At 74.8% G+C, this 13674-nt stretch carries 15 protein-coding genes; 8 read left to right on the top strand and 7 right to left on the bottom strand.

From position 1 onward, the window contains the following. Positions 1-43: 43 nt before the first annotated feature. Positions 44-1030, top strand: coding sequence for a small ribosomal subunit Rsm22 family protein (locus ABTY40_RS00075; RefSeq protein ID WP_352057421.1), 987 nt, complete (start codon positions 44-46; stop codon positions 1028-1030). 25 nt (positions 1031-1055) lie between these two features. On the opposite strand, the gene ddaH is transcribed toward ABTY40_RS00075, so the two are convergent. Beyond that, complete coding sequence (ddaH, locus tag ABTY40_RS00070) at positions 1056-1886, bottom strand: dimethylargininase (protein ID WP_352057420.1); 831 nt, start codon at positions 1884-1886, stop codon at positions 1056-1058. A gap of 246 nt (positions 1887-2132) precedes the next feature. On the opposite strand from ddaH, the gene ABTY40_RS00065 reads away from it, so the two are divergent. Both ABTY40_RS00065 and ABTY40_RS00060 read left to right on the top strand, forming a co-directional pair. After that, positions 2133-2819, top strand: coding sequence for a TetR/AcrR family transcriptional regulator (locus ABTY40_RS00065; RefSeq protein ID WP_352057419.1), 687 nt, complete (start codon positions 2133-2135; stop codon positions 2817-2819). A 149-nt stretch (positions 2820-2968) separates the two neighbouring features. Then, positions 2969-3748, top strand: a complete 780-nt coding sequence (locus tag ABTY40_RS00060; protein ID WP_352057418.1) for a bifunctional DNA primase/polymerase — start codon at positions 2969-2971, stop codon at positions 3746-3748. Between the two features lie 98 nt (positions 3749-3846). Here the strand turns inward: ABTY40_RS00060 and ABTY40_RS00055 are convergent, their stop codons facing one another. Next, positions 3847-4935: an SCO2278 family lipoprotein gene (locus ABTY40_RS00055; RefSeq protein ID WP_352057417.1), complete on the bottom strand. Its 1089-nt coding sequence runs from the start codon at positions 4933-4935 to the stop codon at positions 3847-3849. A gap of 154 nt (positions 4936-5089) precedes the next feature. Here ABTY40_RS00055 and ABTY40_RS00050 point away from each other — a divergent pair, with 154 nt between their 5' ends. Further along, positions 5090-5773, top strand: a complete 684-nt coding sequence (locus ABTY40_RS00050; RefSeq protein WP_352057416.1) for a PhzF family phenazine biosynthesis protein — start codon at positions 5090-5092, stop codon at positions 5771-5773. 21 nt (positions 5774-5794) lie between these two features. On the opposite strand, the gene ABTY40_RS00045 is transcribed toward ABTY40_RS00050, so the two are convergent. Together ABTY40_RS00045 and map are read right to left on the bottom strand one after the other, a co-directional pair. Continuing rightward, positions 5795-6445, bottom strand: a complete 651-nt coding sequence (locus ABTY40_RS00045) for a biliverdin-producing heme oxygenase (protein WP_352057415.1) — start codon at positions 6443-6445, stop codon at positions 5795-5797. Positions 6446-6558: 113 nt separating this feature from the next. After that, complete coding sequence (gene map, locus ABTY40_RS00040) at positions 6559-7416, bottom strand: type I methionyl aminopeptidase (protein ID WP_352057414.1); 858 nt, start codon at positions 7414-7416, stop codon at positions 6559-6561. A 61-nt stretch (positions 7417-7477) separates the two neighbouring features. Between map and ABTY40_RS00035 the strand changes: the two genes are divergently transcribed. After that, positions 7478-7708 (top strand): hypothetical protein, encoded by a 231-nt coding sequence (locus ABTY40_RS00035; RefSeq protein ID WP_352057413.1) that lies wholly within the window; start codon positions 7478-7480, stop codon positions 7706-7708. Positions 7709-7880: 172 nt separating this feature from the next. On the opposite strand, the gene ABTY40_RS00030 is transcribed toward ABTY40_RS00035, so the two are convergent. Beyond that, complete coding sequence (locus ABTY40_RS00030; protein WP_352057412.1) at positions 7881-9218, bottom strand: MFS transporter; 1338 nt, start codon at positions 9216-9218, stop codon at positions 7881-7883. Positions 9219-9294: 76 nt separating this feature from the next. Then, on the bottom strand, positions 9295-9897 hold the full coding sequence (locus ABTY40_RS00025; RefSeq protein WP_352057411.1) for a hypothetical protein: 603 nt from the start codon (positions 9895-9897) through the stop codon (positions 9295-9297). Between the two features lie 106 nt (positions 9898-10003). On the opposite strand from ABTY40_RS00025, the gene npdG reads away from it, so the two are divergent. Together npdG and ABTY40_RS00015 are read left to right on the top strand one after the other, a co-directional pair. Continuing rightward, on the top strand, positions 10004-10774 hold the full coding sequence (gene npdG, locus ABTY40_RS00020) for an NADPH-dependent F420 reductase (RefSeq protein WP_352057410.1): 771 nt from the start codon (positions 10004-10006) through the stop codon (positions 10772-10774). Positions 10775-10884: 110 nt separating this feature from the next. Further along, positions 10885-11052, top strand: a complete 168-nt coding sequence (locus ABTY40_RS00015; protein WP_345289831.1) for a hypothetical protein — start codon at positions 10885-10887, stop codon at positions 11050-11052. Between the two features lie 14 nt (positions 11053-11066). Here ABTY40_RS00015 and ABTY40_RS00010 read toward each other — a convergent pair whose 3' ends face one another. Then, positions 11067-11861 carry a site-2 protease family protein gene (locus tag ABTY40_RS00010; RefSeq protein WP_352057409.1) on the bottom strand — a complete coding sequence of 265 codons (795 nt, stop codon included), beginning with the start codon at positions 11859-11861 and terminating at the stop codon, positions 11067-11069. Between the two features lie 139 nt (positions 11862-12000). Between ABTY40_RS00010 and ABTY40_RS00005 the strand changes: the two genes are divergently transcribed. Beyond that, the coding region (locus ABTY40_RS00005) for an AfsR/SARP family transcriptional regulator (RefSeq protein WP_352057408.1) at positions 12001-13674 on the top strand (1674 nt) is incomplete at its 3' end.

Below are 13674 nucleotides of genomic sequence, written 5' to 3'. Positions count from 1 at the left end.
GGGGGGCCGGTTCCGGACACGCGGGGGCGCCTAGACTGTCTCGGTGAACGCCTCTCCTCCCTCCGCCGAGTCCCTGCGCGCCGCCCTCGCCGGGCTCCTCGACGGGCTGCCGCCCTCCCGGGCCGCGAAGGCCGTCGAGCGGCTCATCACCAACTACCGGGGCACCACCCCGACGGACGCCCCCGTGCTGCGCGACCGCTCCGACGTCGCCGCCTACGCCGCGTACCGGATGCCCGCCACCTTCGAGGCGGTACGGGGCGCCCTCGCCGCGCTGCGCGAGGCGGCACCCGGCTGGGCGCCCGGCACGCACACGGACGTCGGCGGCGGCACCGGCGCGGCGAGCTGGGCCGTCGCCGGGGCCTGGGAGGAGAACCCGCCCCGGACCACCGTCCTGGACTGGGCCGAGCCGGCCCTCGCGCTCGGCCGCGAACTGGCCCGGGGCGTCCTCGACGCCGAGTGGCGGCGCGAACAGGTCGGCACGGCGCTGCGCCTCGCCGACACGGACCTCGTCACCGTCTCGTACGTGCTCAAGGAGCTGACCGTCGCCGACCGGACCGCCCTGGTCACCGAGGCCGCCCGCGCCGCCCGGGGCGCGGTCGTCATCGTCGAGCCCGGCACCCCCGACGGCTACGAGCGGATCATCGCCGCCCGCGACCAGCTCGTCGGCGCGGGCTTCACGGTCGCCGCGCCCTGCCCCCACAGCGGGGCCTGCCCGATCGTGCCCGGCACCGACTGGTGCCACTTCTCCGCCCGCGTCACCCGCTCCTCCCTGCACCGCCGGGTGAAGGGCGGCTCGCTGCCGTACGAGGACGAGAAGTACGCGTACGTGGCGGCGGTCCGGTTCCCGGTGACCCCGGCGGCCGCCCGGATCACCCGCAGGCCGCAGATCCGCAAGGGCCAGGTGCTCCTGGAGCTCTGCGGCCCGGACGGTCTCGCGCGCGAGACCGTCACCAAGCGGCACGGCGCGCTCTACAAGGAGGCCAGGGACGCCGAGTGGGGCGACCCCTGGCCCCCGGGGGAGCCGGCCTGATCCGGCCTGACCCGGAAGAACGACCCTAGGGCCGCAGCTCCTGGGTGCAGCACTTCACGCTGCCGCCGCCCTTGAGCAGCTCGCTCAGGTCCATGCCGATCGGCTCGAAGCCGCGGCGCCGCAGCGGTTCGAAGAGGCCCACCGCCGTCTGCGGGAGCAGCACGTGGCGGCCGTCGCTGACCGCGTTCATGCCGAGCGCCGCCGCGTCCTCCTCGGTGGCGAGCAGGGCGTCGGGGAAGAGCCGGGCGAGGACCGCGCGGCTGCCGGGGGAGAAGGCGCCGGGGTAGTACATGACCTCGTCGCGGGCGTCGTCCAGGACGCACAGCGCGGTGTCCAGGTGGTAGTAGCGCGGGTCCACCAGCTCCAGGCCGATCACCGGGCGGCCGAAGAACTCCTGCGCCTCGTCGTGGGAGAGCGGGCTGGAGCGGAAGCCGCGCCCGGCGAGGATCCAGGAGGAGGTGACGGCGAAGTCGCCCTCGCCCTCGTTCACGTGGTCCGGCTCGCGCAGGTCCTCCTCCGCCCAGCCGTTCCTGCGGAACCAGGCCAGGTGGACGGCCGCCTCGTCGGTGCGTTCGGGATACGCGAACTTCGCGCCGAGGACCCGGCCGTCGACGACGGTGGCGCCGTTCGCGGCGAACACCATGTCGGGGAGGGCGGGGTGCGGGTCGAGCAGCTCCACGGTGTGGCCGAGCGAGCGGTAGCGGTCGCGCAGGTCCTCCCACTGGGCGAGGGCCAGCGGAAGGTCGACCGGCTTCGTGGGGTCCATCCACGGGTTGATGGAGTACGTCACCGTGAAGTGCGTGGGTGGGCACATCAGGTAACGGCGGGGCGAGGGCGTGCGCGGAGTGGGGCGCAATGCGGGCTCCTCACGAACGGACGGACGGAAGAACCGAGAATCGGTGTCCCCATGGTCCGCTCCCGGAGGCCCGCGCGCTGTGGACCGTTCGGGTGGTTCGGAGCGGTGCCGCCGGGTCGTCGGCGGGGCGGGGGGAGACGGGTGAGGACAGGGGAACCCGTGGTGCGGGGGAGGCGGGCCGACCGATTCCGGCCCGGTCCGCCGCTGGCGAGACGTACCGTCTCGTGAGCTGCTAGATTGAGCACCATGTCTTCCGATCCCCGGCCGACCCGGACTCCCCAGGCCCCCCGGACGTCCGCGACACCCGCGGCGCCCGGGAAGGCCAAGGCGCCCGACGCCTCCCGCCGCAGCGAGCGCTCCCGCCGCGCCATCTTCGACGCCGCCCTCGCCCTCGTCTCGGAGACCGGCTACGCGAAGACCACCATCGAGGGCATCGCCGCCCGTGCCGGTGTCGGCAAGCAGACCATCTACCGCTGGTGGCCCTCCAAGGCCGCGGTCCTCCTCGACGCCTTCCTCGACCTCGCGGCCCGAGCGAACGAGGCCCTCGGCGGCACCGCCGAGAGTGAGATCCCCGACACCGGCGACCTCGCCGCCGACCTGAAGTACGTCCTGCGCGCCACCGTCGACGAGATGAACGACCCCGCCTTCGAGGTGCCCACCCGGGCCCTGGCCGCCGAGGGGATCGTGGACCCCGACCTCGGCGCCCGCTTCACCGAGGCCCTGCTCGAACCCCAGCTCGCGTACTACACGCGCCGCATCGAGGCCGCCCGCCGGGCGGGCGACATCGCCCCGGACACCGACCCGCGCCTCGCCGTCGAACTGCTCGTCGGCCCCCTCCACCACCGCTGGATCCACCGCACCCTGCCGCTCACCCACGCCTACGCCGACGCCCTGGTCGACCACGTCCTGCGCGGCCTGGCACCGCGCCCCTGAGGGCCCTGGACGGCTCCCGCCGGGCCCCTCCCCGGGGCCGCCGGGGTCCCGCGTTCCGCACCCCGGTTCCCCACTCCGGTCACCCGGAGCGCAGGATGGTGGGACCATGGGCAGAGCCGAACGGGCGAGCATGAGGTGTGAGGGGATAGATGGGCGACGGTATCGGCCGCTACCGCGGCACGGAGAGCAAACTCGCACAGTGGCTGCGCAGGCGCCCCAAACGGACCGCGGCCGAAGACCAGAACGACCGCGAGAAGCTGCTCCTGGCCGTCGCCGCCGCCGGGCTGCCCCTCGCCCCCGCCGCGTACCCCGTCGGCTACAGCTGCTCCTGTGAGCGGATCGGCTGTCCCACCCCCGCCCGCCACCCCGTCTCCTTCGCCTGGCAGACCCAGTCGACCACCGACCGCGCGCAGGTCGAGCGCTGGGCGCGGAACGAGCCCCGGGCCAACTTCATCACCGCCACCGGCATGGTCCACGACGTCCTGGACGTGCCGCTGTCCGCCGGCCGCGCCGCCCTGGAACGCCTCCTCGCCGAAGGCGTCGACGTCGGCCCGGTCGCCGAGTCCCCCGACAGCGTCGGCGACGCCGGCCGGATGCTGTTCTTCACCGCCACCCGCGGCACCCCCGAGGACGAGGACGAATGGTGGCCGTGCGAGCTCGACTGCCATCCCGAGACCATGGACGAGCACCCCGGACTGCGCTGGCACTGCCGCGGCAGCTACGTCCTCGTCCCGCCCGCCCGGCTCCCCGGTGACGAGGACGCCCATCCCGCCGTCACCTGGGTCCGCGGCCCCGAACACGCCCTGCCCGACCCGCTGAACCTCCTGGAAGCCCTCACCGACGCCTGCGCCCGGCACGTCGCCGCGCGGGAGTCGGAGCACGGCGAGGGCGACGCGGCCCACGAGATCGCCTGGCCACTGACCCGCTGACCCGCTTGAGCCGGGGCCGCGCTGAGCCGCCTGAGCCGGGGCCGCGCCGGCCGTGCTGAGCCCGCACCGCGCTGAGCTGCTTGAGCCGGGGCCCCGCGTCAGGAGCCCTCGGCCGCCACCACGCCCTGGAGGCGGCCCAGGACCACGACCCCTTCGCTGTCCGCGCCCGCCGGCTTCACCAGCGCCGCCTGGTCCGACACCCACTCCTTGGTGACCGTGCGCGAGACCTCGCCGGTCATCAGCGCCTTCACCTCCGGCGCCACCTTCGGCCGGTAGCCCTGCGCCGCCGTCTGCCGCTCGAAGTACCGGGTCGCGAAGAGGACGAGCGCGCCCCCGTCCTTGGTCCGCAGCCCCAGCGGCGCGAAGTCACCCTGATCGGCGACCTGGTCGAGGTACTGGGTGGCGAGCCCCGGCCGCTTGGCCGCCTTCAGCCGGTCCGCGCGCCAGCGCGTGGTGTGCGGGCCCGCCGCGAGCGGCCCCTGCTCCCCGTCCTTCAGGAACGCCACGTACCGGGCCCCGAGGTCCTCCGGCGCGACCGACAGGGCCGAGGCGCCCTCGCCCTCGCCCTCACCACCCGCGCCCGCGCCGGCGGCGACGGGGACCGCGTACCCCTCCTCCTCGGCGAACTCGGGCACCGTGTCCGTACCGAGGATCACCAGGTGCGCGACCTCCCACGGCTGGTCGGGCCCGTTCCGTACGAAGGTCAGCAGCCAGCGGTTGTCGGCGGCACCCTCGTCGACGTCCCGGTTCGAGTCGGCGTCCGCGAGGAACCAGCGCGGCCAGCCCGCCTTGCGCGGCAGCGCGAACCGCGCGTCCGTCAGCTCCAGCGGCAGGTGGTTCGGGTTCCCGCCCGGGGCGGTGACCGCCCGCGCGCGCAGCCCCGCCTGATTGATCGCCCCGAACGGCCCGGTGACCCGCCCCGCCGCGAGGGCCGGGTCGTGCTTCTTGTCGGCCCGGTTGTACGCGGCGGTGAACTCCGCCAGCGCCCGCGCGGCCTCCTCCCGGCCGGCCGGCGGCAGCAGCTCCAGCTCGCCGTGCACGGTCACGCAGCCGCTCGCCGTCAGCGCGAGCGCGAGCGCCGCCGCGGTCGTCGCGACCCCGCGCGCCGCGCGCACCGGCAGCCGCGTACGCGCCTGCGGTTCCGACTCCGACCGGGACTGCTCCAGCGGTCGCCTCAGCCTTCTCATCGGTCGCCTTCTGCTCCTCCACCCGGCACGGACGCCCCCGACCTTATCGGGGCCGGGAAGGGAGCGGATCCGGGGACCGGGCACCGTGACCGGGCCGGGACCGGAATCCGTGGTGCGCCCCTGCCGTCCGGTTCCCGGGTGGTTCAATTCCGACATGAACACGACCGCGTACGGCAGTTCCGCCACCGAGATCGACGTCCTCCGGGTCTTCTGCGCGGGCGACGGCCGGCACGGCAACAGGCTCGGGGTCGTACGGGACGGGCGCGGGCACGCCGACGAGGCCGCCCGGCAGGCCCTGGCCAAGGAACTCGGCTTCAGCGAGACCGTGTTCGTCGACGATCCCGAGCGCGGGATCGTCGACATCTACACCCCGGGCGTGCGCCTGCCCTTCGCCGGGCACCCGCTCGTCGGCGCCGCCTGGCTGCTCGACCTGGAGGTCGTGCGCCCGCCCGCGGGCGAGGTGTGGGTGCGCGGGGACGGCGAGTTCACCTGGATCGAGGCCCGCGCCGAGTGGGCGCCGCCGCGCACCCTGCGCCGGTACGGCTCCGCCGCCGAGGTGGAGGCGCTGGAGGTGCCCGCGCCCGGCGAGTGGATCTACGCCTGGGCGTGGGAGGAGGAGGCCGCCGGCCGGATCCGCGCCCGCGCCTTCCCCGGGCGCGGCGACGGCATCGACGAGGACGAGGCCACCGGCGCGGCGGCCCTGCTGCTCACGGCCGAACTCGGCCGGGCCCTGAACATCACCCAGGGCCGCGGCTCCCAGCTCCTCACCGCCCCCGGCCCCGGCGGCGTCGTGGAACTCGGCGGCCGGGTCCTCCTGGAGGCCACGCTCACCCGGTGACGGGTCCCCGCTCCCGCCGCTTCACGCGCTGAGCGGGAACTCGGCTCCCAGCTCGCGGAAGACGGCCGTGTTGAAGGCGAAGGCGCGCCGGCACTCGTCCACGATCCGCTGCTTCTCCAGGTCGTCGGCGTTCACCCCGTCGAGCAGTTCCCGGTACGCCCGCTTGAACGCGGCCGGGTTGCCGATCTCCTCGAAGACGTAGAACCGCACGCCGTCGCCCTTGCGCGCGAACCCCCACGTCCGCTCGGCCTTGTCGCGGATGATCTGACCGCCCGACAGGTCGCCGAGGTAACGGGTGTAGTGGTGGGCCACATAACCGGCCGGCCAGTCACGGGCGCACGCCGCGACCCGCTCGGCGTACGCGGCGGTGGCCGGCAGCGCGGAGGCACGGGCGCGCCAGCCGTCGCCCCGCAGGTGGGCGAGGTCCCGCTCCAGGGCGGCCGTGCGGAACAGCTCCGGCCGCACGAACGGTCCGGCGACCGGGTCGTCACGCAGCGCCTCCGCGCCCTCCTCCAGGGCGCGGTAGACGAACCAGAGCTGCTCCGTGTAGCGCGCGTAGGCGTCGACGCCCAGGCGTCCGCCCAGGAGGTCGGTCATGAAGGACGACGTCTCCGCCTCCGTGTGCTGCTCGTGCGACGCCGTGCGGATGAGCGTGGAGAAGGGCGTGTCCAAGGCGGGCCTCCGGGACCGATGGGACGGGAACCGATGACGATCCTGCCTACTTAGGCATACCTAAGTCAACGGTTCCCGACGTCCTGTCGGTAAGACGCTACCCGCTTCGGGGGTCAGGGCAACGTGAGAATTTCGGCCCCGTTCTCGGTCACCACGAGGGTGTGCTCGAACTGCGCGGTCCGCTTCCGGTCCTTGGTCACCACGGTCCAGCCGTCCTCCCACATGTCGTACTCGTGGGTGCCGAGGGTCAGCATCGGCTCGATCGTGAAGGTCATGCCCGGCTTGATGACCGTGGTGTGGTGCGGGGAGTCGTAGTGCGGCACGATCAGGCCGGAGTGGAAGGACGAGTTGATGCCGTGCCCGGTGAAGTCCCGCACGACGCCGTAGCCGAAGCGCTTGGCGTACGACTCGATGACCCGGCCGATGATGTTGATCTGGCGGCCCGGCCTGACGGCCTTGATGGCGCGGTTCAGGGACTCCCGGGTCCGCTCCACCAGCAGCCGCGACTCCTCGTCCACGTCGCCGCAGAGGTAGGTGGCGTTGTTGTCGCCGTGCACGCCGTGGATGTAGGCGGTGACGTCCAGGTTCACGATGTCGCCGTCCCGCAGCACCGTGGAGTCCGGGATGCCGTGACAGATGACCTCGTTGACCGAGGCGCACAGCGACTTCGGGAAGCCGCGGTAGCCCAGCGTCGACGGGTAGGCGCCGTGGTCGCACATGAACTCGTGCGCGACCCGGTCGAGCTCGTCGGTGGTGACGCCCGGGGCGATGTGCTTGGCGGCCTCCTCCATCGCCTGCGCGGCGATGCGGCCGGCGATCCGCATCCGCTCGATGGTGTCGGAATCCTGCACCTCGGGCCCCGTGTACGGGGCCGGGGCGGGCTTCCCCACGTACTCGGGGCGGCGGATGGAGCCGGGGACGGAGCGGTGGGGGGAGAGCTCCCCCGGTACGAGAAGCGACTGGCCAGACATGCCAGCGAGTCTAACGACCACGGGTGGGGCAGCATGGTCTCGGAGGAAGGAGCCCCCGACGATGGCCCTGTTCAAGAAGCGCACCGCCGGAAAGCCGGGCGAATGGTTCTACTGCCTGGAGCACAAGAAGGTCGAGGAAGGCCCCGAGTGCCCGGCGAAGAGCCGTTTCGGCCCGTACCCCAGCCGGGAGGAGGCCGCCCACGCCCTGGAGACCGCCCGTGAGCGGAACCTGGAATGGGAGACGGACCCCCGCTGGCACGACGCCGCCGGGAAGGACGAGAACCCGGACTAGCCCGCACGTCCTGCCGCGCGGCCGGGGCCTCCTCCTCGCCGGGCGCCGGAAAGGAGGAGGCCCCGGGCGTCGCGGACACCGACCGTGACGCGCGCCGCCCCGAGCGCCGTCCGCCTCCGGCCTCGGCGGGCGGTGAGGACGGCGGCGTCCCGGCCGGCCGACGAGGGCGGGCTCAGACGGCTCCGGTGGTCCCCGACCCGGCGCCGTCCTGGGCCGGAGGCATCGCGCCCGTCCGCGTGGCGGCGTCCCGCTGCGCGGCCCTGCGGGCGAGCGAGTCCTCGTCCGTCTCGGAGTCGTACGTAAGGAGTTTCGGCAGCGCCAGGCAGAGCAGGCCCACGGAGGCCACGCAGGCCAGGCCGCCCGACCAGACCGCCGCCCGGGTCCCCGTCCAGCCGGCCATCGCGCCCGCCCGGACCTGACCCAGCTGCGGGCCCACGCTGTAGGAGAGCACCTCGATGCCCGCCAGCCGGCCGCGCAGCTCCTCCGGGACGGTCTGGTTCCAGATGGTCGAGCGGCCCAGACCGCTCAGCATGTCGCCGGCGCCCGCGCACGCCAGGCAGAGCAGCACCAGCCAGATGTTCCCGAACCAGCCGGCCGCCGCGATCGCCACGCCCCAGCCCGCCGCGCCGAAGACCACCAGCAGGCCGTGGCGCCGTACCCGCGACGTCCAGCCGCTGGTCAGGCCCAGGACCAGCGAGCCCACCGAGCCCGCCGCGTACATCAGGCCCAGCGCCCAGTCCGCGTCCAGCTCGTCCGCGAGGAACGGGAAGATCGTGTTCGGGAAGGCGAAGAACATCGCGGCCAGGTCCACCGCGTACGTCCCGAGCAGCACGGGCCGCGACCAGGCGTACCGCGCCCCCTCCGCGATGCCCCGCAGCGAGGGCTTCTCGGCGTCGTGCGCGGGCGGCGCGGGCGACAGACGACGGCAGAGCAGCACCGAGAGCGCGAAACCGGCCACCGTCAGCGCGTAGGCGGGGGCGTGACCCGCGTACGCCACCACCAGCCCCGCGATCGCCGGCCCCGCGACGGCGCCCAACTGCCACCGCAGCGAGTTCAGGGCGGCCGCCGCCGTCTGGTGCTCGTGCGGCACGATCCGGGCGAAGAGCGAGTCCAGGGCGGGCCGCTGGAGCCCGGCCAGCGCCGACACCCCGGCCGCCACCACGTACAGCGGCCACAGCATCGGCTCCGGGAGCAGGGCGTTCAGGAACAGCAGCAGGGCCAGCAGACCGAGCCCCGCCTCCGTCCCGAGGATCACCTTCCGCCGGTCGACCGCGTCGGCGAGCGCCCCGCCGTACAGGCCGAACACCACCAGCGGCACCAGCTCGACCGCGCCCATGGCGCCGACCGCGAGCGGCGAACCCGTCAGCTCCTTGATCTGCAGCGGCAGCGCGATCATCGCCGTGGCGCCGCTGAAGTAGGTGACGAGCCCCTGGACCCACAGCAGCCGGAAGTCGCGCGAGGCGCGCCACGGCGCCAGGTCGGGCAGCACGGCGGAGAGCTTGGAGAACACGAGGAGACATGCTCCGTCCGCCCGGCGCCGCCCGGCAACCGGATTACCCGGTGCGTCCCGCCCCCGGGGGGCGGGCTCACCAGCGCGGCGGGGGAGGGGCCGTCAGCCGGTCCGCGAGCCGGGCCAGCCGGTCGGCGAACCGGCGCCGGCCGCGCGGCGAGGGCAGGCTGTTCTCCCCGGCCGCCGCGCTCACCAGGTGCTGCACGGTGTCCAGGTCCACCTCCGCGCCCTCCGTCACGGTGAGCTCCTCGTGCGCGAGCCCCCGCACCTCCGCGTCCCCGCCGTCCAGGGCCAGCACCGTCGCCCCCGCCCGGCGGGCGTCGTGCACGCGCTGGAGCAGCCCGGCGTCCGGCCGCTCCGGCGCCACCAGGAGCAGCGTCGACCCGCGCCCGGCCGCCGCGAGCCGGCCGAGGCCGACCGCCAGATGCGCCGGATCACCCGGCCGCACCCGGTGCCGCACCAGCGTCGGGGCCAGCTCCGGCAGCCCGGACCAGGCCGACTCGTCCACCAGGTGCGCGGCCAGGTGCCAGGGCTCGTACTCCTCCGTGCCCACCAGCAGCAGCCCGCCCCGGTGCGGTACGACCGAGGCGCGGAGGGCACCGGCGAACCGGCGTGCGGCCCGCGGCCACTCCGTCCCGGCGAGCACCTCCCGCAGCAACGCGACCCGAACGGCATCCATGGGGCCGCATCCTGCACCAGGCGGCGCCCGTACGTGGCCCGTTGCCGCCGGTTCCACCCGTACGGGCAAGGCCAGGCGCACCCGACCGGTCGGTAATGTCGGGGTCATGACTTCCACGACGGAACCCCTGGACCCCTCGGCCTCCAAGGCCCCCCTGGCCGCCGCTCCCGTGGTCCCCCCGCTGGCCACCGAGCCCCGGAAGGCCCCCAAGGACCCCTGGGACCTCCCCGACGTCTCCGGCCTCGTCGTCGGCGTCCTCGGCGGCACCGGCGAACAGGGCCGCGGCCTCGCCTACCGGCTCGCCAAGGCCGGGCAGAAGGTCGTCCTCGGCTCCCGCGCGGCGGAACGCGCCCGGGAGGCGGCCGCGGAGATCGGCCTCGGTGTCGAGGGCGCCGACAACGCCGAGTGCGCCCGCCGCAGCGACGTCGTCATCGTCGCCGTGCCGTGGGACGGCCACGCCAGGACCCTGGAATCCCTCCGCGGGGAACTCACCGGCAAGCTCGTCGTCGACTGCGTCAACCCGCTCGGCTTCGACAAGAAGGGCGCCTACGCCCTCAAGCCCGCGGAGGGCTCCGCCGCCGAGCAGGCCGCGGCCCTGCTCCCGGACTCCCGGGTGACCGCGGCCTTCCACCACCTCTCCGCCGTCCTCCTCCAGGACACCACCGTCGAGGAGATCGACACCGACGTGATGGTCCTCGGCGAGGAGCGCGCCGACGTGGAGATCGTCCAGGCCCTCGCCGGGCGCGTCCCCGGCATGCGCGGCGTCTTCGCCGGCCGCCTGCGCAACGCCCACCAGGTGGAGTCCCTGGTCGCCAACCTGATCTCCGTCAACCGCCGTTACAAGGCGCACGCGGGCCTGCGGATCACCGACGTCTGAGCCGGGACCGCCCCCGGACGGAGGCCGAGTCCGGACGCTTCGGGGCATGGGGGACACTGGACGGGCACCACCAGCCGCACGCACCGGTACCCGAACAGGAGCCGACCCCCATGCCCCGCCTCGCTCTCTACGCCCTCGTCGTCTGCGCCCTGGCCGTCGCCGCGGCCGTGGTCTCCTTCGTCCAGGGCAGCTTCCTCGGCATCGTGTGGGTGCTCCTCGCGGGCCTCTCCTCCAACATGGCCTGGTACTACATCCGCCGCGCGAAGGCCGGGGCGTAGGGCCCGGCCCCCGGTCAGACCGCGCAGAACTCCGGCGCGTCCGTCCAGAAGCGGAACAGCTGCGAGCCGCAGTACCGGGTCAGCTCCGGCACCCCGAGGCCCCGCATCAGCGCGTCGATCGCGTCGAAGAAGGCCGCGTTGACCGCCGGGACGAACAGCAGGGCGATCACCACGAAGAAGCCGTACGGCGCGTACGGCTCGACCTGCCGCCGCACCTTGTACGACAGCCAGGGCTCCAGCACCCCGTAGCCGTCGAGCCCGGGCACCGGCAGCAGGTTCAGGAGCGCCGCCGTCACCTGGAGGAACGCCAGGAAGGCCAGGGCGTACCGGAAGGCGACCGGCACGCCGTCGAGCGCGTCCAGCCAGAACGGGGCCGTGCAGACGAGGGCGAAGAGGACGTTGGCCAGCGGGCCCGCCGCCGAGACGAGACTGTGCTTCCAGCGGCCCTTGATCCGCCCCTGCTCGATGAAGACCGCGCCGCCCGGCAGGCCGATCCCGCCCATGATCACGAACAGCAGCGGCAGGACGACGCTCAGCACGGCGTGGGTGTACGCCAGCGGGTTCAGCGTCAGATAGCCCTTGGCGCCCACGGTGACGTCGCCGCCGTGCAGGGCGGTGCGGGCGTGCGCGTACTCGTGGAGACACAGCGACACCACCCACGCCGAGACCACGAAGAGGAAGACGGCCAGACCGGGGGAGGCGGCGAAGTCCGTCCACACCGCCCAGCCGGTCACGGCCATGACGGCGAGGATCGCCAGGAAGACGGGACTGACCCGCCGCTCGTGGCGCCGGGTGGTGGCCGTGGTCATCGGGGGCTCCCAGGGGACGGAGGAGTGGGCGGGCCGTGCATCGGTCTGCGGGAAACGTACCGGTGGGCCGCCCGAGTTCCACCCCCGAGGTGCCGGTGCGGGACGGCAACGGTCCCGCGCGGGACGGCGCTCACGGAGAATGGGGGGCGTGCGCTACTCCGTCCTCGGCCCGACCCGGGTCCACGCCCCCGACGGCACCGGCGTGGCGGTCGGCGGCCCCCGGCTGCGGGCGCTCCTCACGGTCCTGGCCCTGCGGGCCGGACGGACCGTGCCCGCCGGCACCCTCGTCGACGAGGTGTGGCACGGCACGGAGCCGCCCGCCGACGCCGTCGCCGCGCTCCAGGCCCTCGTCGGGCGGCTCCGCCGGGCGATCGGCCCGGACCGCGTCCTCTCCGCCGTGGGCGGCTACCGCCTCGCCGCCGATCCGGCGGACGTGGACCTCCACCGCTTCGCGCGCCTCACCGCCGACGGCACGGCCGCGCTCGACGCCGGGGACCCGGGCCGCGCCGCCGCGCTCCTGGACGAGGCCCTCGGCCTGTGGCGGGAGCCGCCCCTCGCCGACCTGCCGGACCGGGAGGCGGAGGCCACCCGCTGGGAGGCCTGCCACCTCGACGCCCGCCGCGCCCGTCTCGGCGCCGCCCTGGCCCTCGGCGACGCGGCCTCCGCCCTCCCCGACCTCACCGCCCTCTGCGCGGCCCACCCCCTGGACGAGCCCCTCCACGCCCTGCGCATCCGCGCCCTGCGCGCCACGGACCGCCCGGCGGAAGCGCTCGCCGCCTACGAAACCCTCCGCCGCGCCCTCTCCGCCCACCTCGGCACCACCCCGTCGCCGCCCCTCCTCGCCCTCCACGCCGAACTCCTGAATCCGGAGGCGGCGCCCACCGCCGGGACCGGGTCCGGCCCCACGCCTGTGGGGGAGCACGGGACGGCCGCCGCGCCGCCCGGCAACCTCCGGGCACGGCTGACCAGCTTCGTCGGGCGGGAGCAGGAGATCGCCGCGATCCGGGACGACCTCGATGCGTCGCGGCTCGTGACGCTGCTCGGGACCGGCGGGGCCGGGAAGACGCGGCTCTCGCAGGAGGTGGCCGAGCGGGTCGCCCGATCCTGGCCCGACGGCGTATGGATGGCCGAACTCGCCGCCGTACGCGACCCGGAGGCCGTGCCCGAGGCGGTGCTCGCCGCCGTCGGCGCGCGGGAGACCGTGCTGCGCGGAGCCGGGGCCGAGGAGCTGCGCGGCGGGGGCGACCCTGTCGAGCGGCTCGTGGAGCACTGCGCCGGGCGCCGGATGCTGCTCCTGCTCGACAACTGCGAACACCTGCTGGGCCCGGCGGCCGGCCTGGCCGAGGAGCTGCTCGCCCGGTGTCCGGGGGTGCGGGTGCTGGCGACGAGCCGGGAGCCGTTGGGGGTGCCGGGTGAGGTGGTGCGGCCGGTGGGGCCGTTGCCGCGGGAGGCGGCGTTGCGGTTGCTGGGGGAGCGGGGTGCGGCGGCGCGGCCGGGTTTCCGGGTGGGGGAGGATCCGGTGGCGTCGGGTGAGGTGGTGCGGCGGCTGGACGGGTTGCCGCTGGCGATCGAGCTGGCGGCGGCCCGGTTGCGGGTGCTGACGGTGGGGCAGATCGCGGAGCGGCTGGACGACCGTTTCCGGTTGCTGACGTCGGGGGCGCGTACGGTGCTGCCGCGTCAGCAGACGCTGCGGGCGGTGGTGGACTGGTCGTGGGAGCTGCTGGATCCCGCGGAGCGGGCGGTGCTGGGCCGGTTGTCGGTGTTCACGGGCGGGTGTGATCTGGGGGCGGCGGAGGCGGTGTGTGCCGGTTTG

This window comes from Streptomyces sp. NPDC126503 (assembly GCF_040302405.1).
Lineage (GTDB): Bacteria > Actinomycetota > Actinomycetes > Streptomycetales > Streptomycetaceae > Streptomyces > Streptomyces gulbargensis.
Note: the sequence above shows the minus strand (reverse complement) of the source record. Positions and strands in the feature narration are given on the sequence as shown.

What these genes read in the sequence shown, in the direction of transcription:
- ABTY40_RS00065 (WP_352057419.1), top strand. Translation starts at nt 2,133, where the DNA reads ATGTCTTCCGATCCCCGGCCGACCCGGACTCCCCAGGCCCCCCGGACG.
- ABTY40_RS00060 (WP_352057418.1), top strand. Translation starts at nt 2,969, where the DNA reads ATGGGCGACGGTATCGGCCGCTACCGCGGCACGGAGAGCAAACTCGCA.
- ABTY40_RS00055 (WP_352057417.1), bottom strand. Translation starts at nt 4,935, where the DNA reads ATGAGAAGGCTGAGGCGACCGCTGGAGCAGTCCCGGTCGGAGTCGGAA.
- ABTY40_RS00050 (WP_352057416.1), top strand. Translation starts at nt 5,090, where the DNA reads ATGAACACGACCGCGTACGGCAGTTCCGCCACCGAGATCGACGTCCTC.
- map (WP_352057414.1), bottom strand. Translation starts at nt 7,416, where the DNA reads ATGTCTGGCCAGTCGCTTCTCGTACCGGGGGAGCTCTCCCCCCACCGC.
- ABTY40_RS00035 (WP_352057413.1), top strand. Translation starts at nt 7,478, where the DNA reads ATGGCCCTGTTCAAGAAGCGCACCGCCGGAAAGCCGGGCGAATGGTTC.
- ABTY40_RS00025 (WP_352057411.1), bottom strand. Translation starts at nt 9,897, where the DNA reads ATGGATGCCGTTCGGGTCGCGTTGCTGCGGGAGGTGCTCGCCGGGACG.
- npdG (WP_352057410.1), top strand. Translation starts at nt 10,004, where the DNA reads ATGACTTCCACGACGGAACCCCTGGACCCCTCGGCCTCCAAGGCCCCC.
- ABTY40_RS00015 (WP_345289831.1), top strand. Translation starts at nt 10,885, where the DNA reads ATGCCCCGCCTCGCTCTCTACGCCCTCGTCGTCTGCGCCCTGGCCGTC.
- ABTY40_RS00010 (WP_352057409.1), bottom strand. Translation starts at nt 11,861, where the DNA reads ATGACCACGGCCACCACCCGGCGCCACGAGCGGCGGGTCAGTCCCGTC.